The organism is Microbacterium sp. GXF6406 (genome assembly GCF_054798215.1).
Window position 1 is genome coordinate 41130 of record NZ_JBSJZH010000005.1, and the last position, 24694, is coordinate 65823.

General features: G+C 68.9%; 23 protein-coding genes. 11 read left to right on the top strand and 12 right to left on the bottom strand.

Annotated elements, in window-relative coordinates:
* The first annotated feature begins 27 nt into the window (after positions 1-27).
* Positions 28-633, top strand: coding sequence for a zinc-binding alcohol dehydrogenase (locus ACWAUG_RS04655; RefSeq protein WP_298039173.1), 606 nt, complete (start codon positions 28-30; stop codon positions 631-633).
* Between the two features lie 28 nt (positions 634-661).
* Here the strand turns inward: ACWAUG_RS04655 and ACWAUG_RS04660 are convergent, their stop codons facing one another.
* From ACWAUG_RS04660 to ACWAUG_RS04670, 3 genes are all read right to left on the bottom strand, one after another.
* Positions 662-976 carry a potassium transporter Trk gene (locus ACWAUG_RS04660; RefSeq protein WP_460801580.1) on the bottom strand — a complete coding sequence of 105 codons (315 nt, stop codon included), beginning with the start codon at positions 974-976 and terminating at the stop codon, positions 662-664.
* 53 nt (positions 977-1029) lie between these two features.
* Positions 1030-1872: a siderophore-interacting protein gene (locus ACWAUG_RS04665; protein ID WP_460801582.1), complete on the bottom strand. Its 843-nt coding sequence runs from the start codon at positions 1870-1872 to the stop codon at positions 1030-1032.
* Between the two features lie 97 nt (positions 1873-1969).
* The gene (locus ACWAUG_RS04670; protein ID WP_460801584.1) at positions 1970-5056 is read right to left on the bottom strand and encodes an HtaA domain-containing protein; all 3087 of its coding nucleotides are present in this window, start codon (positions 5054-5056) and stop codon (positions 1970-1972) included.
* Positions 5057-5211: 155 nt separating this feature from the next.
* Here ACWAUG_RS04670 and ACWAUG_RS04675 point away from each other — a divergent pair, with 155 nt between their 5' ends.
* The 3 genes from ACWAUG_RS04675 to ACWAUG_RS04685 are packed head-to-tail and all read left to right on the top strand — an operon-like array spanning position 5212 to position 8161.
* The gene (locus tag ACWAUG_RS04675) at positions 5212-6342 is read left to right on the top strand and encodes a heme/hemin ABC transporter substrate-binding protein (protein ID WP_460801586.1); all 1131 of its coding nucleotides are present in this window, start codon (positions 5212-5214) and stop codon (positions 6340-6342) included.
* Positions 6339-7388: a FecCD family ABC transporter permease gene (locus tag ACWAUG_RS04680; RefSeq protein WP_460801587.1), complete on the top strand. Its 1050-nt coding sequence runs from the start codon at positions 6339-6341 to the stop codon at positions 7386-7388. Before ACWAUG_RS04675 ends, ACWAUG_RS04680 begins: the two co-directional genes overlap by 4 nt.
* Positions 7385-8161, top strand: a complete 777-nt coding sequence (locus ACWAUG_RS04685; RefSeq protein ID WP_460801589.1) for a heme ABC transporter ATP-binding protein — start codon at positions 7385-7387, stop codon at positions 8159-8161. The genes ACWAUG_RS04680 and ACWAUG_RS04685 overlap by 4 nt, the downstream gene beginning before the upstream one ends.
* Positions 8162-8176: 15 nt before the next feature.
* Here the strand turns inward: ACWAUG_RS04685 and ACWAUG_RS04690 are convergent, their stop codons facing one another.
* Positions 8177-8545: a sterol carrier family protein gene (locus ACWAUG_RS04690; RefSeq protein ID WP_460801590.1), complete on the bottom strand. Its 369-nt coding sequence runs from the start codon at positions 8543-8545 to the stop codon at positions 8177-8179.
* A 97-nt stretch (positions 8546-8642) separates the two neighbouring features.
* On the opposite strand from ACWAUG_RS04690, the gene ACWAUG_RS04695 reads away from it, so the two are divergent.
* Positions 8643-9326 carry an NUDIX hydrolase gene (locus ACWAUG_RS04695; protein ID WP_460801592.1) on the top strand — a complete coding sequence of 228 codons (684 nt, stop codon included), beginning with the start codon at positions 8643-8645 and terminating at the stop codon, positions 9324-9326.
* Between the two features lie 69 nt (positions 9327-9395).
* On the opposite strand, the gene ACWAUG_RS04700 is transcribed toward ACWAUG_RS04695, so the two are convergent.
* Complete coding sequence (locus tag ACWAUG_RS04700; protein WP_460801594.1) at positions 9396-10235, bottom strand: DUF805 domain-containing protein; 840 nt, start codon at positions 10233-10235, stop codon at positions 9396-9398.
* Between the two features lie 133 nt (positions 10236-10368).
* On the opposite strand from ACWAUG_RS04700, the gene purD reads away from it, so the two are divergent.
* Positions 10369-11646 (top strand): phosphoribosylamine--glycine ligase, encoded by a 1278-nt coding sequence (purD, locus tag ACWAUG_RS04705; protein WP_460801597.1) that lies wholly within the window; start codon positions 10369-10371, stop codon positions 11644-11646.
* Between the two features lie 190 nt (positions 11647-11836).
* Here purD and ACWAUG_RS04710 read toward each other — a convergent pair whose 3' ends face one another.
* The 5 genes from ACWAUG_RS04710 to ACWAUG_RS04730 form a co-directional block, all read right to left on the bottom strand.
* Positions 11837-12367 carry a GNAT family N-acetyltransferase gene (locus tag ACWAUG_RS04710; protein WP_460801598.1) on the bottom strand — a complete coding sequence of 177 codons (531 nt, stop codon included), beginning with the start codon at positions 12365-12367 and terminating at the stop codon, positions 11837-11839.
* A 43-nt stretch (positions 12368-12410) separates the two neighbouring features.
* Positions 12411-13901, bottom strand: a complete 1491-nt coding sequence (locus ACWAUG_RS04715) for a DHA2 family efflux MFS transporter permease subunit (RefSeq protein ID WP_460801600.1) — start codon at positions 13899-13901, stop codon at positions 12411-12413.
* A gap of 90 nt (positions 13902-13991) precedes the next feature.
* Positions 13992-14681 (bottom strand): response regulator, encoded by a 690-nt coding sequence (locus ACWAUG_RS04720; RefSeq protein WP_298039220.1) that lies wholly within the window; start codon positions 14679-14681, stop codon positions 13992-13994.
* 61 nt (positions 14682-14742) lie between these two features.
* The gene (locus tag ACWAUG_RS04725; protein ID WP_460801602.1) at positions 14743-15738 is read right to left on the bottom strand and encodes an Abi family protein; all 996 of its coding nucleotides are present in this window, start codon (positions 15736-15738) and stop codon (positions 14743-14745) included.
* Between the two features lie 131 nt (positions 15739-15869).
* Positions 15870-17123 (bottom strand): sensor histidine kinase, encoded by a 1254-nt coding sequence (locus ACWAUG_RS04730; RefSeq protein ID WP_460801603.1) that lies wholly within the window; start codon positions 17121-17123, stop codon positions 15870-15872.
* Between the two features lie 132 nt (positions 17124-17255).
* Between ACWAUG_RS04730 and ACWAUG_RS04735 the strand changes: the two genes are divergently transcribed.
* The 3 genes from ACWAUG_RS04735 (at position 17256) to ACWAUG_RS04745 (ending at position 20445) form a co-directional block, all read left to right on the top strand.
* Positions 17256-18092, top strand: coding sequence for an Ltp family lipoprotein (locus ACWAUG_RS04735; protein ID WP_460801604.1), 837 nt, complete (start codon positions 17256-17258; stop codon positions 18090-18092).
* Between the two features lie 68 nt (positions 18093-18160).
* On the top strand, positions 18161-19021 hold the full coding sequence (locus ACWAUG_RS04740; protein ID WP_460801606.1) for a phosphoribosylaminoimidazolesuccinocarboxamide synthase: 861 nt from the start codon (positions 18161-18163) through the stop codon (positions 19019-19021).
* 83 nt (positions 19022-19104) lie between these two features.
* Positions 19105-20445, top strand: a complete 1341-nt coding sequence (locus ACWAUG_RS04745) for a uracil-xanthine permease family protein (RefSeq protein WP_298039240.1) — start codon at positions 19105-19107, stop codon at positions 20443-20445.
* 192 nt (positions 20446-20637) lie between these two features.
* Here ACWAUG_RS04745 and ACWAUG_RS04750 read toward each other — a convergent pair whose 3' ends face one another.
* Positions 20638-20991: a hypothetical protein gene (locus tag ACWAUG_RS04750; RefSeq protein WP_460801608.1), complete on the bottom strand. Its 354-nt coding sequence runs from the start codon at positions 20989-20991 to the stop codon at positions 20638-20640.
* Positions 20988-22736: a PspC domain-containing protein gene (locus tag ACWAUG_RS04755; RefSeq protein WP_460801610.1), complete on the bottom strand. Its 1749-nt coding sequence runs from the start codon at positions 22734-22736 to the stop codon at positions 20988-20990. The genes ACWAUG_RS04750 and ACWAUG_RS04755 overlap by 4 nt, the downstream gene beginning before the upstream one ends.
* 105 nt (positions 22737-22841) lie before the next feature.
* On the opposite strand from ACWAUG_RS04755, the gene ACWAUG_RS04760 reads away from it, so the two are divergent.
* Positions 22842-24032, top strand: coding sequence for an ATP-binding protein (locus ACWAUG_RS04760; protein WP_460801612.1), 1191 nt, complete (start codon positions 22842-22844; stop codon positions 24030-24032).
* Positions 24019-24684, top strand: coding sequence for a LuxR C-terminal-related transcriptional regulator (locus ACWAUG_RS04765; protein WP_460801613.1), 666 nt, complete (start codon positions 24019-24021; stop codon positions 24682-24684). Before ACWAUG_RS04760 ends, ACWAUG_RS04765 begins: the two co-directional genes overlap by 14 nt.
* Positions 24685-24694: the final 10 nt, after the last annotated feature.

Below are 24694 nucleotides of genomic sequence, written 5' to 3' on the forward strand. Positions count from 1 at the left end.
GGTGCGCTTCCTCCCTAGGATGGGGCCATGGCCGACAAGCCGCAGTGGCTCATCCGCGAAGATGCCGGGGTTCCGGTGCTCGTCGCGCTCGCCCTGCGCCAGAAGCTCGGAATCCGCGAGCCCTCCGGGCTGCCGACGCTACGCGATCTGCCCGTGCGCGCGCCCGACGCGATCGATGCTTCCGAGCGGCTCGAGAAGCAGTGGCTGCGCTACTGGAACATGACGGTCGAACCGCGCTCCCATCATTCCGATGTGCCGCTCGAGCTCATCGACGGCTTCGAATCGCATCTCGCACTGCCCCAAACCGGCGCGGAAGAGCTGCGCACCGCGATCGCACCGCTCGCCGCGGCCGCAGAGCAGTACGCCGACGCGGCCCGCAAGCGCTACTTCGAGACGATGAAGACCGCGACCGGAGGCGGCGCCTACCGCGCCTACGCCAGCGCGATCGCCGAATTCGAGCGGGACATCGGGCGCCGCGCGCACTCGTTCGAGCTGAATGTGCAAGTGCTGCCGTTCTCGCAGCGCGGCATCTGGTGGATCGGAGATCTCACGGTCGCCGTCACCGACGGCATGCGCCGTGACGTGGTCGCCTTCGATTCAGCGATCCGCCCCATCATCGCCGAACTCGCCTGAACGAGCCGGCTCGGAGCACGGCCGGCGCTCAGTCCTCGGCGACGATCGTCTCGCGGTCGACCCGAACCACCCGGTCATGGCGGCGCGCGATGCGCTCGAGCAGAATCGCGACGAGACCGCCCAGCCCGATGCCGATCGGCACCATCCACAGCAGCGCGAAGCCGAAGACCTGCCCGGGAGGGTAGACGACGTTCAGCGCCGTCGACGGCTCATAGCTGCCGGTCATCGTGATGATGCCGGCCGCGATGATCCCCAGCACGGCGCCCAGCGCCATGAATACGCCATAGCGCGGCACACGCCGGACGGTCGCTTCGACGGGAGCGGAGGATTCGGGGGCAGACATATGCCTATTGTCCCATCACCCTCTGTGAGAGGCATCCGCTCCCGTCCCAGCGATCAGATCTGACCGATCTCCTCGCGCTTCTCCGCCTGGAAGGCATCCTCACGACGCCCGTGCGCCCAGTACGCCGACAGCGACATCTGCGTACGATCCAGACCCCGCTCATCCGTCAGATACGGACGCAGCTGCTTCATCTCACCGCGCTCGCCGTGCGCGAAGACCTGCACGCGCCCCTCACGCCAGGGCATGGCCAGGATCGCATCGGCGAGCAGCGTCGTGGTGCCCGCCTCAGCGTCGCCGCGGTGCAGCCACTGCACATCGATCCCGGCCGGATGCACCAGTTCGAGCTGCTCGTCGGCGTTCTGCACCTCGACGAAGGCGACGCCGACGGCATCCGCCGGCATCCTTTCCAGAGCTGCGGCGATCGCCGGGATCGCCGACTCGTCGCCGGCCAGCAGATGCCAGTCGGCCTCCGGATCAGGCGCATAACCGCCGCCGATGCCTCCGAGGACGACCGCATCGCCCGGTTCGGCGGAGGCCGCCCACGGACCCGCGACCCCCTCGTCGCCGTGCGTGACGAAGTCGATCCAGATCTGGCCGTTCTCCAGATCGAAACGGCGGATCGTGTACGTGCGCCGCGTGGGCATCAGCTCCACGGGAAGCTTCTCGCGCAGCGCCTCCATGTCGTAGGGCGGCGTCAGATTCGCCTCGGCCGGCGCGAAGAGCATCTTCGTGTAGGCGTCGGTGAACCCGTTGTCGGCGACGGCCGCGATGCCGGGGCCTCCGGCGACGATGCGCACGAGGTGCGGGGTCAACCGGATCCGCTCGATCACCTCGAGCACGATCTGCGGACGCTCGGGGCGGCGCCCTCCGCGGGCGGGACGTTCGGGGGCAGTCATTCTGTCTCCTTCGCTCATGAGCACAAGCACGCAGGCCCGAGGCCCGCGAACCGGCAGAACCGGACGCGGACCTCGGACCGTGCAATGTGCGGTTGGATCAATCCTGACTGATGGACGCGGATGCCGGGGTGCGGCGGCGCTGAATCAGCATTCCGCCACCGACTCCCGCGCCGGCCACCAGTACGCCGATGAGGATCCAGGCCCACAGCGGGAACCCGGCCTCGGCGGAGATCGGCTCGATCTGGGCAGTGGTCACCGCAGCGGCCTCCGGCTCGGACGCCTCCTCTTCCGCGACGGGGGCGATGCCGCACTCCTCCCCGACGGGGATGCTGAACGACACCGGGTCGAACGCTTCACCGGCGGCGTAGGTGCCGAAGGCTGCCGAGCCGCTCTCCGTCAGCACGGACTCCGCACCCGAGAGTGTGATGACACCGTTCTCAGTGACGGCATCCGCCATCGAGAACTCCACGAAGCGAACGCTCTTCTGATCGACCGCCTCGCCGCCCTGGGTCGTGCCCGTGATGTCGAATACGAGGTACCCCGTGTCGCCGGCGAGTTCGACTCGCGCATTCGACAGGTGCGTGTTCAGCGCGCCGTCGTGACCGTTGAAGACGATCGTTCCACCGAAGTCGACCAGGCCGTTGCCGGTCTCGTCATCGTATGAACCGGTGCCGTCGCCCCACACGAACTCCGGGTAGCGGTACTCGAGGCCCTCGAGCTCCCACCCACCGTGGGCGATGCCCTCGATGTAGTTGCGGAAGCTCTCCTTGTAACCCCAGTTGAGCGTGGCGCCCTCGACCGTGCACTGGCCGATGACGGCCGCCGTCTCGCGCTCGAGCGTGAACTCGAGCCCGCGGTCGACCGACCCCTGGAAGGTGATCGTGTGCGCACCGTTCTCGAGCGTGGCGGGCAGCGTGCCCGTCCAGCTCGCAACGCCGTTCGCATCGGCGGTCACCGTGTCGAGCAGCACGGGCGTCGGGTAGACGACGACCTTGATGCCCTGCTCGCCGGCCTGGAAGCCATCGGCCGAGACCGTCGCCTTCTCGCCCGTCTGCAGCGCTTCGAGGTTCTCGGCGTCGATCATGACGCCCTGGCTCGCCGGCGGTGCTGCCGGCAGCGTCGCCTTCGGCGCGACGGATGCCGCGGCCACCGTGCCGACCGTGCCGCCCGGTGCTGCTGCGGGAGTGCCGACGGTGAAGGTCACCGGGTCGAGCACCGTGCTGTAGCCGTTGAGGACGCTGCTCTGGCCTGCGGCCGTGAGCGCGGTCGGTGCGGCGGTGTAGGTCACCGCACCGTTCGCCGTCGTCTTGGTCGCGGCGGCCAGGTTGACCGTCGCGAAGGCGACGCGGGATCCGCCGTGCGTGACGTAGAGCGTCGCGTTGGATGCCGAGGTGATCTCGATCCGCGGGTTCGACACCGTGACGTCGAGCACACCGTGGTGTCCGGTGAAGCGCACCGATCCGGTGTATCCGACCGATCCGAGACCCGTCTTCACGTTGTACGTGCTGCCCGCGGCCTGGCCGAACTGGAAGAGTCCGCCGGAGCGCGTCGCGCCGTTGAAGACGCTGATCTCGCCCTGCGCGATGCGACCCGTGATGTAGCTCACGAACGACGACGAGATCGCCCAGCGCATCGAACCGCCCGCGACAGAAGCCGGCGGGGTGGTCGGCTTCGCCGGGGTTTCGGGCTTGTTCGGCACCTCGGGCTTGTCGGGGCCGTTGGGGTCCTCGCCGCCACCGTTGCCGAACGCGATCGGAACAGCCAGCTCATTACCCGCGACCGTCGCACCACCCGCAGCAATCGAGAACACCGCAAGCCTCGCACCCGGAATCGGCTTCGCCGCCAACGCCTCATCCAACGACGCCTGATCGATCTCGACCGTCCACGAAGCACTCACCGTGCCGTCCGCGTTCACCGTCCACTTCGTCGGAGCGGCCGTCGCCGCCTCATCCGACACCCACGTCGAGAACGCATTCGCACGATTCGCCGACGCAGCACCCTCAGACGGACGCCAATCCTCAGCAAGCCACCCGACCTGCAGGTAGAAACCGGCCTTACCCGGCGTGTACTTGCCATCCGCCGAACCGTCGTAGTTCTCCGCCGTGACCGTGATCGACTCACCGGCCGGGTTCAGCCCCTCGGTCTTCGACACCGTCAACGACGGAACAGCCTCATCCGCGAACGCGATCGGAACAGCCAGCTCATTACCCGCGACCGTCGCACCACCCGCAGCAATCGAGAACACCGCAAGCCTCGCACCCGGAATCGGCTTCGCCGCCAACGCCTCATCCAACGACGCCTGATCGATCTCGACCGTCCACGAAGCACTCACCGTGCCGTCCGCGTTCACCGTCCACTTCGTCGGAGCGGCCGTCGCCGCCTCATCCGACACCCACGTCGAGAACGCATTCGCACGATTCGCCGACGCAGCACCCTCAGACGGACGCCAATCCTCAGCAAGCCACCCGACCTGCAGGTAGAAACCGGCCTTACCCGGCGTGTACTTGCCATCCGCCGAACCGTCGTAGTTCTCCGCCGTGACCGTGATCGACTCACCGGCCGGGTTCAAACCCTCCGTCTTCGAAACGCTCAGCGCAGGAACCGCCGGCTCCGGCTCGACCGGGGTCGTCGGGTCTGTAGGTTCCGGTTCCGTGGGCTCCGGGTCCGTGGGCTCCGGGTCGACCGGCGCGGTCGGCTCGGGAGTCGGCTCCGGCTCAGCCGGGGGGAATACGGCATCCCACTGCGCCGCCGTGATCCCGACGGTCGCACGGCCATAGAGGTTTTCGGGAGTGAAAGCGCTGTGCTGCTTCCAGAGCACGACCTCGTAGGAGCGCTCACGGTCCAGCTTCTCGGCCGGGGCGTTCAGCACGAACGAGGCGGCACCATCCTTCACCGAGGGGAACGGCAGCGCGAAGGCGACGTACGACTGCTCGTTCAGCGCCGCGTCGTTGCCCTGCTCGATGAAAGCACCATAGAGACCCGCGACCTCGGGAAGCCCCGTGGCGTTCACCGCGATCTCGAGGCCGCTCTCGGATGCGCTCACGCTGGTCGCGATGCTCGCGCCATCGGCGGCCATCGCCGTCGGCGCGGTGATCGTGGTGAACAGCGCCATGAGCACGGCGATGAGAGCCGCCACTGCTGCGCGTGAGCGATGCTGTATCGCTCGGGACTCGGTGTGATTCACGGATGCCTCCTGGCATACGGCTGCGCTCGGGCGCACAGCCGATGAGACCCTTCCGGGCCGATGCAATGGGTAAAATTGGTTAGGCTTAGCTAACCTCCATCTCGAACTTTATCCTGCTCGAGACTGTCGCGTCAAAGATTAGGACAGGCTTCCCTATGCGCTCTCCGCTCCCCCTGCTCGTCGCCGCCGCGCTCGTGATCGGCCTCGCCGGGTGCGCGTCCCCTGCGGCGAACGCCGGAGCAGAGGGCGAAGCATCCGATTTCTGCCCTGCGGCTGCCCTCCAGCTCTCCGAGCTCGATCTCGTCGACGACGTGCGCGCGGCGACCGGCGGCTCCACCGCCTGCCTGCCCGCGCACGCCATCGACCCGGTCTCCGACACCACCGCGCCCGAACTTCCCGTGACCGTCATCGATGCCGAAGACCGCGAGGTCGAGGTCACCGACGTCAGCCGCATCCTCGCGATCGACATCTCGGGCACGATCGCCTCGACCGTCTTCGCCCTCGGCATGGGCGACAACGTCGTCGGTCGCGATTCATCGACGGCCTTCGACGGCACTGAAGATCTGCCCGTCGTCACGAAGACCGGGCACTCGCTGAACCCCGAGGCCATCCTCGAGCTCGCCCCGACCGTCATCCTCACCGACACGACGATCGGCCCGAAGGAGGTCCGCCAGCAGCTGCGCGACGCCGGCATCCCCATCGTGGTGATCTCCGACGACCTGCGCCTGGACAACACCGACCAGCTCGTCACCGAGGTCTCCACCGCGCTCGGCATCCCCACCCGCGGCGCCGCGCTCATCGAGCAGGTCGACACGCAGCTCGACGCGGCCCTCGCCGAGATCGCCGAGGTCATCCCCGCCGACGAGGACGACCGGGCCCGCATGCTGTTCCTCTACGTGCGCGGCAACGCCAACGTCTACTACATCTTCGGCAAGGACTCCGGCGCCGACTCCCTCATCGACGCGGTCGGCGGCATCGACGTCGCCACCGAGATCGGCTGGGAGGGGAACAAGCCCATGACCGCCGAGGCCCTCGCCGCCGCGCAGCCCGACGTGCTCGTCATGATGACCGACGGCCTCGAATCCGTCGGCGGCCTGACCGGTCTCATCGAGCGCGTGCCGGCCGTCGCCGAGACGCCGGCCGGTCGGAACCAGCGCGTGATCGACATGGCGGATGCTGAGATCCTCAGCTTCGGGCCCCGATCGCCCGAGGTCGTGCGTGCGATCGCCCGCGCCCTGTACGCCCCCGCCTCCGGCGAGACCACCGCTGCCGAGCCCGCCGAATGAGCGGCGAGGTCGTCACACCGACTCCCGCTCGGCACAGATGGCTGCGATTCACGGTCGTCACGATCGTGCTGACAGCGGCACTGGTCATCACGTGCCTCGTATCCCTCGGCAGCGGGCAGTACCAGCTATCCCCGGGCGAGATCATCGGCATCCTGCTGGGGAACTCCGATGACCCGCCCGCGACCGGTGTGATCTTCAACATCCGCCTGCCGCGGCTCGTGCTCGGCGTGCTCGTCGGCGCCGCCCTGGCCGTGTCGGGCGTGCTCATGCAGGCCATCTTCGGCAACCCGCTGGCGGATGCCAGCGTTGTGGGCGTCTCATCGGGAGCCGCCCTCGGAGCCGCCGCGAGCCTGACCTTCGGGCTGTCGACGTTCGGGATGTGGACGACACCCGGCATGGCTTTCATCGGCGGCCTCGTCGCCGTCTTCTCCGTCTACTTCATCAGCCGATCCGGAGGCCGCACCGAAGTCGTCACACTCCTGCTGACCGGTATCGCGATCAACGCGATCGGCGGCGCCGGCATGGCATTCCTGACCTTCCTCGGAACGACCTCCACGCGCGAGCAGATCGTGTTCTGGCAGCTCGGCTCCCTCAACGGCGCCCTCTGGCAGAACATCGCGATCGTCGCCCCGCTGACCGTCGTCGGCATCATCGCAGCGATCGCCGTCGCACACCGCCTCGACCTCTTCGCCCTCGGCGAGCGCACCGCCCGACACCTCGGCGTCAACGTCGAAGCACTGCGCATCGTGGTGATCGTCACCGTCGCGGTGCTCGTCTGCGCGGCCGTCGCCTTCGCGGGCATCATCGGATTCGTGGGTCTCGTCATCCCGCACCTCATGCGCATGACGATCGGCCCCGCGCACCTGCCGCTGATCATCTCCTCGACCGTGGGCGGCGCACTGCTGATCGCGCTCGCCGACCTCGTCGCGCGCACCGCGGTGCCGCTGGCGGATATGCCGATCGGCATGATCACCTCGCTCGTGGGAGGGCCGTTCTTCCTGTGGCTGCTCGTTCGCACGCGTCGTCGTTCGGGAGGATGGGCATGACCGCTCGCCTGACAGCATCCGCCATCACCGTGCGCCCGGCATCCGCCGGACGCGCGATCCTCGAGGATGCCTCGATCGAGGTCAATCCGGGCGAGATCCATGCCCTCGTCGGCCCCAACGGTGCCGGAAAATCGACGCTGTTCAGCGTTCTCTCCGGTGACCTCACCCCCGAATCCGGCGACGTCCTTCTCGACGGGCGCCGCGTTTCGGACATCCGCCCGCGCGACCTCGCACGCCTGCGCGCCGTGCTTCTGCAGGAGAATGCCGTGTCGTTCCCCTTCTCGGCCGAGGAGGTCGTGCGCATGGGGCGCGCCCCCTGGGCGCGCACCGAACACGAAGAGCACGACGACGCCATCGTCTTCGAGGCCATGCGCGCCACAGAGGTCGACGGCCTCGCGCACCGCTCCGTCTCCTCACTGTCAGGCGGCGAGCGCGCCCGCGTCGCCCTCGCCCGGGTGCTCGCGCAGAAGGCCCCGATCATGCTGCTCGACGAGCCCACCGCGGCGCTCGACCTCAAGCACCACGAGGACGTCATGCGGATCGTGCGCGCGACCGCGGATGCCGGGGCCACCGTCGCCGTCGTCCTCCACGACCTGAATGCCGCACTGGCGCACGCCGACCGGCTCACCCTCCTCGCCTTCGGCCGGGTCATCGCTTCGGGCACCCCCGCCGAGGTGCTCACCGCCGAGCGGATCGAGCAGGTCTACGGCCAACCCGTCGACGCCTTCCCGCACCCGCTCACGGGCGTGCCCCTGGTGGTTCCGCGCCGCTAGGAGTCGACGCCGGCCCTACGGCCGCAGCGGCAGCAGGTCCGACAGATCCGCGCGCACGCCCGAGGCGATCACGCGGCCGGCGGCGACGGCATCCGCCCACGCCTCGGCGCCCGTCGCGAGCGCGACCCAGGTGGGAGCATCCATCTCGACGACGTTCGGAGGCGTCCCGCGAGTATGCCGCGGCCCCTGCACGACCTGCACCGCACCGAACGGCGGCACCCGAACCTCAACACTGTTGCCCGGCGCCTTCTCATCGAGCAGCTGCAGCAGATACCGCACCGCGGTCGCCGACGCCGTGCGGGCCGGCTTCTCGCCCGCCGCCGTCGCGGTGCGCACAGCGTCCAGTGCCGCGCGTCCGTCGGCGATGTCGATCTTCTTGGCCATCAGCCCAGAGTACGTCGCCTCGTCATTCGGACGCGTAGGCGGCAAGCGTCCGCTCCGATTCGGGCCGCAATCCTGCAGAGCGGGCTAGCCTCGGAGCATGAGCATGCGTCCTGACTCGCACGGAGCGCGCGACGATCTGCTGCACGCCGTGGCGACCGGCGACTGGACGCCACGGATCCTCCCGCAGATCCCTCAGGGGACCGCCGCCCGCGAATCCGCGGTGCTCATCCTGTTCGGTGTGCTCGACAGCATCCCGGCCGGCACCCGCCACACACCCGTCGCGAAAGACCTCGACGTGCTGCTGCAGCGCCGCTCGCCGACCCTGTCGTCGCATCCGGGACAGGTGTCCTTCCCAGGCGGGGGACGCGATGCGGAAGACTCGGATGCCATCGCCACCGCCCTGCGCGAAGCCGAAGAGGAGACCGGACTCGACCCGACCGGCGTCGAGATCCTCGCGCGGCTCCCCGAACTACCCCTCGCCGCGAGCAACCACCGGGTCACACCCGTGCTCGGCTGGTGGACGCGCCCCTCGAAGGTCGCCGCCGTCGATCATGCCGAGACCGTGGACGTCTTCCGCGCGCCCGTCGCGCAACTCCTCGATCCCGCGAACCGGTTCCGCTCGGTCACCCGCCGCGGGGCCATCGCCTTCCGCGGACCCGCGTTCGATCTCGACGGCACCATCGTGTGGGGATTCACCGCCATGGTGCTCGATCGCATCTTCGACGCATGCGGGTGGTCCGTGCCGTGGGACGAGAGCGTGGAGCGTCCGATCACGCGCTGAGAGCGCGACATCCGAAGACATGAGAGGACGGACGCCGTGCGGCATCCGTCCTCTCACGTCGCGGTCGACTCAGCGGTCGAAGCGCTCCCCCTGCGGGTTGGACGGCAGGATCGTGAACACGAGCACGACCAGGGCGCCGGCCGAGGTCAGCGACAGGAACCAGAACGGGCCGGCGAAGTTCGCGTCGTGCAGTCTGCGCCAACTGATCGCGAGGCTCGGAACGATGATCGCCAGGCTGAACATCCCCATGGCGATGAAGATGATGACCGCGATGCCGGCAGTCACGCCGCTGCCACCTCCGTTGTACTCCTGCGCGGCGGAGGTGCCGAGGAGAATGGAACCGAGAACGACCGCGACCGCCGACACCAGCACGACGAACAGCTGCACGAACCAGTACTCGCTGCGCGATGCACGGCCCGAGAAAGTGGCGTACTTCTTGAAGAAGCGGCTGAGCGCCTGACCGAACGTCGCACCGTACAGCGGCAGAGTCAGATCATCGGGGTGGCTCGCACCGCGCGGCGCAGCAGGCACATAACCCAGATAACCGGGGGCGCCGTACCCGGCCGCCGCGTGCCCCTGGTAGCCGGGGTGGGCGGCGGGGTAACCGGGCTGCGCCCCCGCGTAGGCCTGCTGGGGTGCGGCGTACCCGGGCTGCGCACCCGGATGGGTCGGCTGCGCACCGGGGAATGCCTGCGGGGCTCCCGGATACGTCGGCGCGGTCGGGGTTGCGGGCGCCGCGCCGAAACCGGGTGCTGGGGCAGGTACAGAGGCGGGTGCCGACGGGTATGCGGGCACCGCGGCTGCGGGCGAGGCATCCGTCGAATTCTCTGCACCGGCGGATGCGGGCGGCTGATAAGTCGGCGTCGGCTGGTGCGGCTGCGGCGGCTCGTACGGCTGCTGGTCGGACATCGATGCTCCCTCCGGGCGTGGCATCCGGAGCGCACCCCCACGTGTCGCGAGCCTATCAATATGCTGTGACGCATACCCGTTCATCGGGGCAACGAGGGTACGCGGGCCGCGCGCGCGTCGGTAGTCTGGAGCCGTGAAGATTCTGGTCCTCGGTTCCGGTGCCCGTGAGCACGCGATCATCCTCGCCCTGCGGGCGGAAGACACTCAGCACGAGATCTTCGCCGCCCCCGGCAACGCCGGCATCGCGCAGGACGCGACGCTCGTCGCCCTCGATCAGCTCGATGGCGGCGCCGTCACGACGTTCGCCAACGAGAACGGCATCGACCTCGTCATGATCGGCCCCGAGGCCCCTCTCGTCGCCGGTGTCGCCGATGCGCTCCGCGAACGCGGCATCCCCGTGTTCGGCCCCGGCAAGGCCGCCGCCCAGCTCGAGGGCTCGAAGGCCTACGCGAAGCGGATCATGGATGCCGCGGGAGTGCCGACCGGACGCGCGGTGCGCGCAGCATCCATCGCCGACGTCGAAGCCGCCTTCGACGACCTCGGCTCCCCCTACGTCGTCAAGGCCGATGGCCTCGCCGCCGGCAAGGGCGTCATCGTGACCGACGACCGCGCCGCAGCCCTCGCGCACGCCGAGCAGTACCTGCCCGCAGGCCCCGTTCTCGTCGAGGAGTTCCTCTCCGGCCCCGAGGTCTCCCTGTTCTTCCTCTCCGACGGCGACACGGTCCGCCCGCTCAGCCCCGCGCAGGACTTCAAACGCGCCTACGACGGCGACGCGGGCCCCAACACGGGCGGCATGGGCGCCTACTCGCCCCTGCCGTGGCTTGCCGACCAGTTCGGCAGCGAGCAGGAGTTCGTCGCAGAGGTCACCGAGACCGTCGCGCTCCCCGTCATCCGCCAGATGGATGCTGAGGGCACCCCCTTCATCGGCCTCCTCTACGCGGGGCTCATCCTCACCCCCGCAGGCATCAAGGTCATCGAGTTCAACGCCCGCTTCGGCGACCCCGAGACCCAGGTCGTGCTGCCGCGTCTGCGCACGCCCCTCTCGGAGCTGCTCCTCGCCGCAGCATCCGGAAACCTCGAGGACCAGCCGCAGCCCGATTTCTCCGACGACGTCGCGATCACCGTCGTGCTCGCCAGCGAGGGCTACCCGGAAGCACCGCAGACCGGACGCCAGATCGCCGGCCTCGCCGCCGCTGCCGCCATCGATGGCGTGCGCCTCGTGCACGCCGCGACCGCGGGCCCCGACGCCCCGGGCGGCGACCTGCTGGCGACCGGCGGCCGCGTCCTCAACGTCGTCGCGACGGGGACCGACTTCGCCTCCGCCCGGGCACGGGCCTATGAAGCCATGGGCCTCATCGACCTCGACGGCGGGCACTTCCGCACCGACATCGCGGCGCGCGTCGCGAAGTAAGCGCGCATCGTTCGACGGCCCGCCCCGGCACTGTCCGGGGCGGGCCGTCGGCGTTTTCGGACGGGCTGGCTGACAGTTGTCAGCGGATTCGACACATGTCAGTCCAGAACGGGCGGATGCGCCGACAACCGTCATTCAGACGGACAAGTGTCAGTCACGACGGTGGGTCGGGTGATGAAGCGGGCCGCCGCTACAGGGTGATCCAGTAGCGGCGCAGCAGCGCGTGGCCCTCCTCGGGCATCTCGAGCTTGTCCTCCAGCACCCCGCCGGCGCCCTCGATCGTGCGGAACGATCCGGGGTTGTCGTCGTCGCAGGTGAGCATGACCCGCTCGAGCCCGAGCTCGCGAGCACGGTCGAGCGCCAGGGCGAGGCCCGTGCGCGCGTATCCCTGCCGGCGACGGGTCGGGCGCACCGCGTAGCCGATGTGCCCGCCGATGCGGCGCAGCCAGTCGTTCAACTCGTGCCGGAATGACACGAAGCCCACGACCTCATCGGCATCGACGATCCAGTAGAGGTCGTTGTGCACGTACCCCTCCGGCGCGGGGATGCTCGTATCGGCCATCTGCTCGGCCTTCGCGATGAGTGCGTCCAGCGTCTCGCGATCGCCGGCGACCGGCGCCGTCGTACCCGATCCGTCGATGTGCACGCCGTCGAATTCGGTGACGGCGGATGACCAGGAGTCGAAGAGCTCAGCGGTGGGACGGATCAGACGAACACTCATCCGCCCATCTTTCCGCCACCGGCTTCCGCCACCCAAATCCGGGTCAGGCCCGCTGCTTCGCGGGGTTGCCTCGAAGGAACAGGCACGCGACGAGCGACAGCAGGATCGCGCAGGCGGGCAGCAGGATCGCCTGCCCCATGGCCGCGGCGAAACCGGTCGCGACGACGTCGGGCAGCGTGCCGCCGCTGATCGATCCCGCGGCATCCGCCGACCCCGGAAGATTCGCCTCGAGACGCGCCTGCATGAACACCGCGATCGCGGCGGAGCCGAGCACCGACCCGACCGTGCGGGTCGTGTTGTAGATGCCCGATCCGGCACCGGCATCCCGCGGCGACAGCCGGCGCGTCGCCGTCGTCGCGAGCGGACCCCACATACCCGCGCTGCCGATGCCCATGACAGCGGAGGGCAGCAGGAACATCCAGATCGGGGTGTCCACGTTCGACAGCGCCGCGTACCAGAACAGCGACGCCGAGACGAGGACGAGCCCCGGCACGAGGATCACGCGCGGGTCGACGCGGTCGAGCAGCTTGCCGACCGGCTGCGCGAGCACGCCCGAGATCACCGCCATCGGGATCATCAGCAGTGCCGACTCGGTGGGCGTAAGCCCACGCGCCGTCTGCAGGAAGAACATCAGCGGCAACGTCTGCGCCGTGATCGTGAACCCGACGCCGGCGATCGCGATGTTCGAGGCCGAGAAGTTGCGGTCGCGGAACAGCCCGAGCGGCACGAGCGGCTCGCTCTTCGTGCGCGCCTGCTGCACGATGAACAGCGCGAGCACCACGACGCCGGCGATGATCAGACCCCACACCGAGATCGGCCCCCAGATGGCACCCCAGTCGTACGTCTCACCCTCCTGCAGACCGAACACGATGAGGAAGATCGCCAGCGCGCTGAGCAGGACCCCGAGCACGTCGAAGCGGTGCTTGTGGGTCTCGAGCTGCGGCACGAGGATCCACGCCGCGACGAAGGCGATGATGCCGACGGGGATGTTCACGAAGAAGATCCACTCCCAGCCGAGGCCGTCGACGAGGAAACCGCCCGCGAGCGGCCCGACCAGCGTCGCGACACCGGCCGTCGCACCCCACAAGCCCATCGCCGCACCACGGTGCTGCGGCGGGAACATCCGCGTGATGACCGCCATCGTCTGCGGCGTCATGAGCGCCGCGCCCAGTCCCTGCGCGGCACGGGCGGCGATCAGCATCCCGAGCGAATCCGACAGGCCGCACCACAGTGACGACAGCGTGAAGATCGTCAGGCCGATGAGGTAGATGTTCTTCGGGCCGAAGCGGTCGCCGAGACGGCCCGTGATCAAAAGCGGCACCGCATACGTGAGCAGATACGCGCTCGTCACCCACACGACGTTGTCGAGGTTGTTCGACGCCGGGTCGAGCGCCGCCTTGATCGCCGGGTTCGCGACCGAGACGATCGTCGTGTCGACGAGGATCATGAAGAACCCGATGACGAGCGCCCACAGCGCCGGCCACGGGTTCTGCGGGACGGCAGGAGCGGATGCTCCGGAAGCCTGTTCGATCATTGCTGTGCGGCCTTTCGCTGAGCGCTGCAGCGCTCGGAGTGGATGAAGCCCTCAGGACCCCACGGGACTATACCCGTTCATCCGGATGGCTCAGATATCGACCGGCCCGAGTCCCGCACGCTCCACCAGCATGCCGACCTGCAGCCGCCCGCGCACTCCGAGCTTGACGAAGACCTGCTCGAGATGCGTCTTGACCGTTCCCGGAGCGATGTGCAGTCGCGCACCGATCTCCTGGTTCGTCGCGCCAGCGGCCACTCCGAGCGCGACGTCGCGCTCCCGCTCGGTGAGACCCTCGATCCGAGCGAGAGCCGCCCCGCGCTCGGTACCGCCCTCGTCCGCGACGACGAGCCGGACGAGCTGTGCCGCGTTGACCGCCGACAGCACGGGTTCACCGGCGGCCGTGCGCCGCACCGCCTCGATGATCCGCTGCGGAGGCTCGTCTTTGAGGAGGTACCCGCTCGCGCCGACGCGGAGCATCTGCAGCATGTGCTCCTCCGCCCGCAGGCCGGTCATCGCCAGAACCTTCGCCGACGACTGGGCGATGATCGCCTCGGTGGCCTGCGGACCCGCAACCCCCGGCATGCTCACATCCATGAGCACGACGTCCGGACGGTGCATCCGTACCTGCTCGATGGCGGCCGCCCCATCGGATGCTTCACCGATCACCTCGATGGATGGATCCGACGTGAGGATGGCGCGCAGCGCGAACCGGACGAGCTGCTCGTCATCGACGATCAGCACACGCACGGGCGGCTGGTTCTGTTCGAGAGAGGAGTCCACGTCCTGAGCCTAGAGGGAGCCTGCGACACGCTCCTGCCAGAGCAACGTCACGTCGACCACTTCACTCCAGGCGCCTGCGCCAGAACTCGTCGCGAGACCAGTCCGATGGCATCCCCATGCCGGCAAGGTTCATGAGCGGTCGCGTCTCCATGAGCTCATGCAGACGAACAGCCCATCCGCTCCCCGGCGACACGGTGCTCAGAATCGATTGCAACGAGACGAGCACCGGATACAGCCGTTTTTGCGAACGTTCCGGGAGCGAATCCGACGCGCGCAACCACGCGATGCTCCGCGAAGTCGGAATCATCGGATACACCCCCAGCCCGAGGTTCCATAGGCGGCCATGGTGCGCGCACACGTTGCGCACCCGCACATATGTCTGCATCCATGACTCGAGCACCGGACCAGTCACGCCGAGGCTCGCAGCCACGGCCGTCCGGTCAGAGCGGCGCATGAGATTGCGGTAGGCGCTGGCCAACTGCCCAATCGTGAGCCCCTCGACCATCACCCACGACGGTGGCAGCTCGGGCCTCCCATAGGTCGTGAGATAGTGCTCGAGCGCTGATCTGTGGGTGATGGTCGCGGAGCCCGCATTCTCCGTCCGAGCAGGCTCGGCAACAGCGAGAAGTCGACTCTCCGACGTTGCTCGGACAATCCTCACCAGGCCGTGATGCTGGCGAGCATCCGAGAAATGCGAGGCGTCTGCGTACCAATGCGGATCCTCGTATGTCGTCGCCATGTGGTCGGTGAGAGCGGCTCGCACGGCGACTTCGACCCGTTCCAGAGCATCGATCACCAGTAATCGGAGCGCGCGATCGAATACATAGAGGTCGAGAACATCGTCGAACGATGTACCTTCCCGCATCAGCTGATCCGAGTGACTGCGCTGGAAGGGAATCGCGTAGGGCGAGAGCCGGTAGTAGCCGATGTGCCGAAGGTAACGGAGTGCACGATCTCGATCCGCAATGCTCATGCCGCGTGCGACGAATCGGTCCAGGAGCGCCGTGGGCTCGAGCGCCGGCTTGTCGTAGTGCCGTACTCCGCGCGGACGAGGCACGCGCTCCGGTCGGTTCATCGCGCCAGCGCTCCCAAACTCCGGATACGAAAAAATCCCCCAAGTGCGCTTCTCCGAGAGGCGTGGGGGATGTAGTGGGCCAAGACTACCACGCGGGCCTCGACAGGCATCGCTCAGTTCGCCCCGGACGAGGAGCCTGCGACACGCTCCTGCCAGGGCAGCGTCACGTCGACGATGAAGGACCCCTCGTAGGGGCCGATCCAGGCGGTGCCCCCGAGTGCCGCCGCCCGCTCACGGATGCCGAGCACGCCGTGGCCGCCACCGGGCACCACCGGCGCGGCCGCCCTCCCCCCGTCGACCAGCGGATTGACGACACGGATGCGCGCGCCGCCGGAGGGATCGACCTGCACGTGCACGTCGATCGGAGCGGATGCCGCATGCTTCAGCGCATTGGTCAGCGACTCCTGAACGATCCGGTGAACCGCGCTGTCGAACTGCGCGCCGGCCCGCTCGGGCGACTCGATCAGCACATACGAGGCGATCACCGCGCCCGCAGCCCGCGTCTCGGCGAGCAACGGGCCGATCGCCCGCATCGTCGACGGCGACGCCTGCCCGGGGCCGGTGCGCAGGTCTCCGATGAGCCCGCGCATGTCGTCGAGCGCCGCATGCGCCTGCTCCCGCACGGTGCGGGCCATCCCTCCCGCATCGTCACCCGCCACCATCTCCAGCGCGCCGGCATGCAGCGACACGACCGAGAGTCGATGAGCGAGTGCGTCGTGCATGTCGCGGGCGATGCGCTCGCGCTCGGCCTGACGCACCATCTCCTCGCCGAGCACATCGGCCCGCTCGCGCTCCGCATCCGCGATCCCCCGGCTGAGCGCTGCGCGCGCCTGCGCACGGGACGAGAGCACGACCGCGCCGGCGACGGTCAGCGACGCCACCGCGAGGACGACGGATGCGATCGCCCAGCCGATGCCCGACCGATCGGTCGACATGGAGGCGAACCAGGGCAGGGCCGCGCCCCACCACGGCGTCACCGTCTCGCGGATCACGAAGATCGCGACCACAGCGATCACGCCCGCGGACACCGGCCGCAGGCGGTCGGGATGCCAACGGATCGTGCTCACCGCCCCGACCAGCAGCAGCAGATAGGAGATGCCGATGAGCGCGATCACTCCCCCGGCGATGAGGACCACGAGCGGATGCCTGCGCCGCCAGGGCACACTCATCCACGCCACGAACGCGAGAAGCCCGAGCACCGCGCCGAAACCGGTGATCGTGGCCTCCCCTCCGGGCTGGCCCGGCAGCGCGGCTCCGCCGGGCACATTGACGACCGCGCACAAATCGAACAGCGAACCGAGCACCACGAGCAGCACGGACCACCCGCGCCGGGTGATCCGACGGCGGATGCTGGTCGTGTTCGTCATGGTTCGACAGTACGGTGCACCACCGACACGGCGCGTCGGCCGGTCGTCCGCGGCTGCCTCCGCCGATCGGCGGAGGACACTGTGCCCGACCGGCCGATCCGCCCCGGCATCCTGCACCGAGACACTCAGAGCATGACATTCGACAACTCCACCCCCGCACCGCCCGCAGCCCCGGCAGGGATCGCCCCGCCCGCCATGACGCCGCCGGTTCCGGCATCCGCATCCGCCCCGCTCACCACCGGCGACAAGTCCTTCATCCTCACCTGGGTGTTCGCCATGCTCCTCGGCTTCTTCGCCGTCGACCGGTTCTACCTCGGCAAGATCGGCACCGGCATCCTCAAACTCATCACCCTCGGCGGCCTCGGCATCTGGGTGCTCGTCGACCTCGTGCTCGTGCTCACCGGCGCGACCCGCGACTCCCGCGGACAGCGCCTCGCCGGCTACGAGCAGCAGCGGAAGACCGCGTGGATCGTCACCGGAGCGGTCGTCGCGCTCGGGCTCGTGATGAGCATCGTCACCGGCTCCTCCGGCACGAGCGCCGCACCGGATGCCGACGAGCCGGCCGTCGTCGAGACCGTCGCCGAACCCGTCGCCGAGGAGCCGGAGGAGGAGCCCGCCGCACCGGTCGAGGAGAAGCAGGAGGAGCCCGCCGAGCCCGCCGTCCCCGTCGAATACGCCAACGCGCTCACCAAGGCCGAGCAGTACTCCGACCTCATGAACATGAGCAAGGCCGCCATCTACGACCAGCTCACGAGCCAGTACGGCGAGAAGTTCTCCGCAGAGGCCGGGCAGTACGCGATCGACACGATCGACGCCGATTGGAACGCCAATGCCCTCGCGAAGGCCAAGGACTACCAGAACCTCATGTCGATGTCGCCGGACGCGATCCGCGACCAGCTCACCAGCGAATTCGGCGAGAAGTTCACCGCATCCGAGGCCGACTACGCCATCGCCCATCTGAACGACTGAGCCCATGGTGGGCGGATGCCGGAGGGAGCGCGGTCCGAGCGCCCCCTCCGGCACGCAATAATGTTCACGTGAGCGAAGCGAAGAGCATCCCCGGCTGGCGTCATGTCTACTCCGGCAAGGTCCGCGACCTGTATGCCCCGGAAGACGCCGCCGACGCGCGCATCCTCGTCGTGGCATCCGACCGGGTGAGCGCCTTCGACTTCGTGCTCTCCCCCGGCATCCCCGCCAAGGGCGCGCTGCTGACGACGCTGAGCCGCTGGTGGTTCGACCAGATCGACTTCCCCAACCACCTCGCCGACGGCGAGATCCCGGAGGCCGTCGCCGACCGCGCGATGCTCGCGCAGTCGCTCGACATGCTGCCCGTCGAATGCGTCGTGCGCGGATACATCACCGGTTCCGGCTGGACCGAGTATCAGGAGCACGGCACCGTCTGCGGCATCCCGCTGCCCGCGGGGCTCCAGAACGGCGACCGCCTGACCGAGCCGATCTTCACCCCCGCCTACAAGGCGCCCATGGGCGAGCACGACGAGAACATCACCTTCGAGCAGACCGTCGAACTCGTCGGCGCCGACCGCGCCGCCGAGCTCCGCGACGTCTCGCTGCGCATCTACGGCGAGGCCGCCGAGATCGCCGAGACGAAGGGCGTGATCCTCGCCGACACGAAGTTCGAGTTCGGCACGGATGCCACCGGCACCCTGCGCCTGGCCGACGAGGTGCTCACGAGCGACTCCTCCCGCTATTGGGAAGCCGAGGCCTGGCGCACGGGCACGACGCCCGATGAGCGCATGGCCAGCTTCGACAAGCAGATCGTCCGCAACTGGCTCGCTGCGAACTGGGACAAGCAGGGCGAGCCGCCCGTGCTGCCCGATGAGATCGTCGAGCGCACCGCCGCACGCTACCGCGAGCTGATCGAGCTGCTCACCGCGTAGCATCCGCCCGCACTCGGGCATGCCCACCGGGGCGGTAGTGTTTTTTCAGCACTCCCACCACCCCGAATATGAGGAGCACCCGCATGCCCGCGTGGAAGATCCACGGCGACGGTCGTAACGTCGCACCCGGCCAGGTCGTCAAACCCGAAGAACGCCTGAACTGGCCCGCCACCTTCGCGATCGGCGCACAGCACATCGTCGCGATGTTCGGAGCCACCTTCCTGGTCCCGATCATCACCGGTTTCCCGGTCTCGACGACCCTGCTGTTCTCCGGCGTCGGGACCCTGCTGTTCCTGCTGCTGACCCGCAACCGCCTGCCCAGCTACCTGGGTTCATCGTTCGCCTTCCTCGCCCCGATCACCGCGATCAACGCGGGTCAGGCCCTTGAGACGCCGCAGCAGATCACCCAGGCGCTCGTCGGAATCTTCGTCGTCGGCGTTCTGCTCGCCGCGATCGGCTTCATCGTCGAGGCGGTCGGCGTCGGCTGGATCGACAAGTTCATGCCGCCCGTCGTCGCCGGCTCCATCGTCGCGCTGATCGGCTTCAACCTCGCCCCCGCCGCGTGGAACAACTTCAACGCCCAGCCCGAACTCGCCTCCGTGACCCTCGTCGCGGTCATCCTGTTCAGCGTGCTGTTCCGCGGATTCCTCGGGCGCATCTCCATCTTCCTCGGCGTCATCGTCGGCTACATCGTCGCGATCTTCACCGACCAGGTGAAGTTCGAGGGCATCGAGGACGCCGCGTGGATCGGCCTGCCCGACTTCCACCTCGCAGCCCTCACCGACCCGGCAGCGTGGGCATACGTGCCCATGTTCCTGCCCGTCGTGCTCGTGCTCATCGCCGAGAATGTCGGCCACGTGCGCGGCGTCGCCACCATGACCAACGACCCGTCGATCAACAAGCACACCGGCCGCGCGCTCGTCGCCGACGGCGTCGCCACCGCGATCGCCGGCGGCTTCGGCGGATCGGCCACCACCACCTACGGCGAGAACATCGGCGTCATGGCCGCCACCCGCGTCTACTCGACGGCGGCCTACTGGGTCGCCGGCGCCGCAGCCATCCTGCTCGCCTTCTCGCCCAAGGTCGGCTTCATCTTCAACACGATCCCCGCCGGTGTTCTCGGCGGCGTCACCACCGCCCTGTACGGCCTCATCGGCGTCATCGGCATCAAGATCTGGGTCGACAACCGCGTGGACTTCTCGCGCCCCGTCAACCAGTACACGGTCGCCGTGTCGTTCGTGCTCGCCGTCGGCGGCTACACCATGAACTGGGGCGGTTTCGAGCTCGGCGCGATCGTGCTCGGCACCGTCGCCGCGATCCTCATCTACCACGTGGGCAACGCCATCGCCCGCGCCCGCAAGACCGGTGCGGACGACGGCGGCCCCATCCCCGCCGTCGGCCAGATGGGCGGCGACCCGGAGTAACCCTCCGACGTCGGCGTGAAGGCCGGGCCCCTGCGTGGTGCCCGGCCTTCTGCGTTGCTGCGGTGCTTCTTCTGCCCCTGTGCGCGATTCCGGAGCCAGTGCTCGCGCTCTCCTTTGCACAACTCAGGAGAAACGGGAGGATCCACGGCAGAACCGCGCCCGCCCCCGGCCGTGCCGCGAAAATCTCCTGAGTTATGCGCGAGGAGGGAGCGGGACAACATCGCCGGGTGACGTCCGCTTCTGCAGCTGCCGGGCGATGCCGACGAGACCGACGATCAGGACCACGGCTCCGATGGTGAGGATCACCCCGATCGTGATGGTCGCGGCGTCCGCCAGCATGAGGAACGAAACGATGTTCTCCTGCAGGGCCCCGAAGCGTCCGGCCCCAGCCGTGTGCCAGAGCCCCCATGCGGCGAGCGCCGCGAACACAGCACCCCAGATGATCGCCGCCCACCGGATCCGCGGCCCCTCGACCTCTTGTCCGGGCGCCGGGTGGAACAGCGGCGGCTCGACCGGTGCGAGGTCCATCTCGTCGGTGTCGTTCATTCCGTGTCTCCTTCATCGGTCGTCGTGGCATCGGCTGCGTCGTCCGGTGTTCCGTCGTCTGCGCTCTCCATCACGTAGATGGTGATGTGTCCGCCGTCGATCTGGGTGAGATCGACCGTGCGCACCGGCGCAGCCGGATCTGCTTGTCCGTTCGACCAGGTGATCACCCCGTCGGTCGCCGGGAACCGCTCGGTTTCGACGTACCAGCCGTCGTCGTCGGTCCCCATGATGGTGACCAGGGTTTCGGAATCGACGTCGAGTCGCAGCTCGGCGGCGACGTCGGGGTGCACGGTGATCTTCGTGAATCCGCGGCGGCGCTGCACGTCGATGCTCGCGTCATCGTCTCCCAGGGACGGCAGTTCGAGGTACAGCGCCCCATAGGCCTGAACGATTTCTTCGTTGCCCGCGGTGACCATCGTTCCCCGTGTCGTGGCGCCGAGGGCACCGTTGGCTCCGAGTGCCGTCCCGCCTCCGATGAGCAGGGCGATCGTGGTGACGGCGGCGAGGAATCCGCTGCGGCGGCGCAGGGAACCCGCGACGATCATGCCGATGGCGCACACCAGGGCGAAGGCGAACAGCGCGCCGCTGAAGGCGCCGAGCGCCCGGTATGTTTCGGTGCCCCACCCCTCATCCTGCAGCGCGAAGAGCCCTGCAGCCGCGGCCATGAGCATCGCGAGGCCGATCACGACCGCGCCGAACGCGAACGGGATCCGCGGCCGTGCGGCCCGGCGTTCTGCCCGTCGACGCGCGACCTCCTGCGCGAATGCGCGCGCTTCGGCCTGTTGCTGCTCGCGGACGATGCGCTGCGCGTCGGCCTGCTCGCGACGCCACTCGTCGCTCCCGGTGCGCCACTCGTCCTGACCGCGGCGCCAGGCGTCGTAGTCGGAGTCGGTCGCGATTTCCGGATCGTCGGCGGATGCTGCACCCTCGGTCCGAGCCTCGGAACCCGGCTCTCCAGCATCCAATTCGCCGGCGATGCCGTCGATGTTGCGCACGGACAGCGCGGACACCGGGGCGAATGACGGGGCTGGATGCCGGCGACGCCGCACGACGGTGCGCACGAGCTGCACCGCGCCGAATGCGGCGGCCAGGAGGACGAGCATGGCCAGCGCCGACCCGGCGCCTCCCGCGTCGTACCCGAAGATGGCGGGGGCAAGAATCCCGAACAGGATCAGCAGGAGGATGCCGAGCCCGATGCTCAGCGCGACGACCCCGAAGCGTCCACCCGCGCTGAGCCGCTCACGGCCGGCGCCGTGAGGACGGGCGGGTGATGGGCGACGGCGCAGCCACGCGACCCCGATCACGACCGCCGCGATCACGACGAGCCAGGCGCCGAGGGCGCCCGCGTTCCAGCCGATCTCCTCCGGCCGTGAAGCGGCCACGACAGCGCCGAACACCGATGCGCCCGCCCAGCCCGCGATCAGCGCGAACCCGGCGGTGATCACGACGCCGAGCGCCCCCGGCGCCGAGCCGTGCCGCAACCGGGCGATGATGCGTCCCTCACCATCAGGCATCAGCGCCCAGGCGATCGCGTACACCCAGGCGATCGGGAAGCCCAGTACAGCCGCCACCACGAAGATGCCGCGGATGATGATCGTATCCGTACCGGTGCGCCGGGCGACGGCCGAGCAGACGCCGGCGATCCAGCCCTCCGTGCGCACGAAGCCGAGTGAACGCACCCAGGCGAAGAATCCGGTGTCCGGAGGGCTCGGCGGCGGGGCATCCGAGGTCAACGTTTTTTCCATGCTTCGATCCTCCCGGCATCCGCTCATCCGTCGCCATGGGGGATCCCCCTGATCGAACCCTGGCTTCGACGATGAGGGACGCATGCCGGTGGTTACATAGAGGACATGACCACCTCACAGCTCGGGATGCCGCGCCTCGAGCGCACACGCTCGAGCACGGTCGCCGGCGTCGCCGAGGGCATCGCCGCGCAGCACAGGTGGCGGGTCTCAGCCGTGCGGGTCATGTTCGTCGCCGGCACCGCGGTGTTCGGATCCGGGGCGCTGCTGTACCTGTGGATCTGGGCGTTCACCCCTCTCCGCGACGGCACGGAACACGTCACGAGGCGGGCTCCGGTCGCATGGATCCTGCTCGCATCCGCCATGGCCGCACTGCTCGTCATCGGCGTCGAGGTCTCAGCCGCAGCATCCGCGGGGCTTCGTGCTCCGATGGCGCTGACGCCCTTCGTCCTGCCCGTCGTGCTCGCCTCCGCGGCCGGCGTCTGGTCCGGTATCCTCGATCGAAGCGACCCGGCCCGCGGACCGCAGCAGGACCTCATCGTCCGCGGTGTCGCGACCGCCGTGCTCACCGCGATCGCGGCACTCGTCGTTCTCGTCGTTCCGCAAGAGGCACGCACATCCGTCTGGGGCGCGGCGCTCGGAATCGTCCTCCTCACCGCCATCGGCACGGGGCTGGTCTGGTCCGCCACCTGGATGGCGCGCTTCCGTGAATTGCAGGATGCCCGGGTGCACAGCATCCGCGAAGAGCAGCGCGCCCGCATGGCCGCGCACCTGCACGACTCCGTGCTGCAGACCCTCGCGCTCATCCAGAACCGGGCAGGCGCATCGAGCGAAGTCGGCCGCATCGCCCGCGCACAGGAGCGCGAACTGCGCTCCTGGCTGTACGAAGGAGACGACGTCGCCGACAGCGACCTCGCCACCGACCTGCGCGACTTCGCCAACGCGCTCGAGCTCGACTTCGAGACCGCCGTCACCGTCGTCTCGGCCGGAACGATCTCCGAGCGCGCAAGCGGCGAGGTGGCGGCCGCCGCCCGCGAAGCCATGCTGAACGCCGCCCGTCACGCCGGCGGCGAGCTGTCCGTCTACATCGAGGGCTCCCCCGGGACGGTGGAGGTCTTCATCCGCGACCGCGGTGCGGGATTCGACCTCGCCGCCGTGCCATCCGACCGTCTCGGCGTGCGCGAATCGATCATCGGGCGGATGCAGCGAGCCGGCGGATCAGCGGCCGTCGGCCCGGGCCCCGGCGGCACCGGCAGGCAGGTGCGCATCCGTTACGCTCAGGCAGGTGCCCGTGCCTGAGCTGACCATCGTCATCATCGATGACCACTCCATCTTCCGATCCGGGCTGCGCGCCGACCTCGACCCCGCCCTGACCGTGCTCGGCGAGGCCGACGACGTGCCGAGCGCCATCGAGACCATCACGCGGACGCAGCCTGACGTCGTGCTGCTCGACGTGCACCTGCCCGGCGGCCCCGCCGGACGCACCGGAGGCGAAGAGGTGATCCGACGTGCCGGACCCGATGCGCCCTCGACCCGGTTCCTCGCTCTGAGCGTTTCCGACGCCGCGGAGGATGTCGTCGGCGTCATCCGTGCCGGTGCCCGCGGCTACATCACCAAGGGCGCGTCCGGCCGCGAGGTGTCCGACGCCGCTGCCCTCGTCGCCGCGGGAGACGCGGTGTTCTCACCGAGGCTGGCCGGATTCGTCATCGACGCGTTCGGCGCGGCGTCCGGTGAGACCGCTGTCGCAGACGACGAACTCGACCGTCTATCGAGCCGCGAGCAGGAGGTCATGCGCCTCATCGCCCGCGGATACGCCTACAAGGAGGTCGCGACAGAGCTGTTCATCTCGGTCAAGACCGTCGAAACCCACGTATCCGCGGTGCTGCGCAAACTGCAGCTGTCGTCACGGCACGAGCTGACCGCCTGGGCGACCGCGCGACGACTGCTCTGAGGCGGCCATC

Bases quoted from the DNA above. Each gene is read 5' to 3' on its own strand.
- ACWAUG_RS04690 (WP_460801590.1), bottom strand. From the start codon at position 8,545: ATGGCCAAGAAGATCGACATCGCCGACGGACGCGCGGCACTGGACGCT.
- ACWAUG_RS04745 (WP_298039240.1), top strand. From the start codon at position 19,105: ATGCCCGCGTGGAAGATCCACGGCGACGGTCGTAACGTCGCACCCGGC.
- ACWAUG_RS04760 (WP_460801612.1), top strand. From the start codon at position 22,842: ATGACCACCTCACAGCTCGGGATGCCGCGCCTCGAGCGCACACGCTCG.
- ACWAUG_RS04685 (WP_460801589.1), top strand. From the start codon at position 7,385: ATGACCGCTCGCCTGACAGCATCCGCCATCACCGTGCGCCCGGCATCC.
- ACWAUG_RS04730 (WP_460801603.1), bottom strand. From the start codon at position 17,123: ATGACGAACACGACCAGCATCCGCCGTCGGATCACCCGGCGCGGGTGG.
- ACWAUG_RS04660 (WP_460801580.1), bottom strand. From the start codon at position 976: ATGTCTGCCCCCGAATCCTCCGCTCCCGTCGAAGCGACCGTCCGGCGT.
- ACWAUG_RS04695 (WP_460801592.1), top strand. From the start codon at position 8,643: ATGAGCATGCGTCCTGACTCGCACGGAGCGCGCGACGATCTGCTGCAC.
- ACWAUG_RS04665 (WP_460801582.1), bottom strand. From the start codon at position 1,872: ATGACTGCCCCCGAACGTCCCGCCCGCGGAGGGCGCCGCCCCGAGCGT.
- ACWAUG_RS04755 (WP_460801610.1), bottom strand. From the start codon at position 22,736: ATGGAAAAAACGTTGACCTCGGATGCCCCGCCGCCGAGCCCTCCGGAC.
- ACWAUG_RS04680 (WP_460801587.1), top strand. From the start codon at position 6,339: ATGAGCGGCGAGGTCGTCACACCGACTCCCGCTCGGCACAGATGGCTG.
- ACWAUG_RS04715 (WP_460801600.1), bottom strand. From the start codon at position 13,901: ATGATCGAACAGGCTTCCGGAGCATCCGCTCCTGCCGTCCCGCAGAAC.
- ACWAUG_RS04700 (WP_460801594.1), bottom strand. From the start codon at position 10,235: ATGTCCGACCAGCAGCCGTACGAGCCGCCGCAGCCGCACCAGCCGACG.
- ACWAUG_RS04750 (WP_460801608.1), bottom strand. From the start codon at position 20,991: ATGAACGACACCGACGAGATGGACCTCGCACCGGTCGAGCCGCCGCTG.
- ACWAUG_RS04655 (WP_298039173.1), top strand. From the start codon at position 28: ATGGCCGACAAGCCGCAGTGGCTCATCCGCGAAGATGCCGGGGTTCCG.
- ACWAUG_RS04710 (WP_460801598.1), bottom strand. From the start codon at position 12,367: ATGAGTGTTCGTCTGATCCGTCCCACCGCTGAGCTCTTCGACTCCTGG.
- ACWAUG_RS04675 (WP_460801586.1), top strand. From the start codon at position 5,212: ATGCGCTCTCCGCTCCCCCTGCTCGTCGCCGCCGCGCTCGTGATCGGC.
- ACWAUG_RS04735 (WP_460801604.1), top strand. From the start codon at position 17,256: ATGACATTCGACAACTCCACCCCCGCACCGCCCGCAGCCCCGGCAGGG.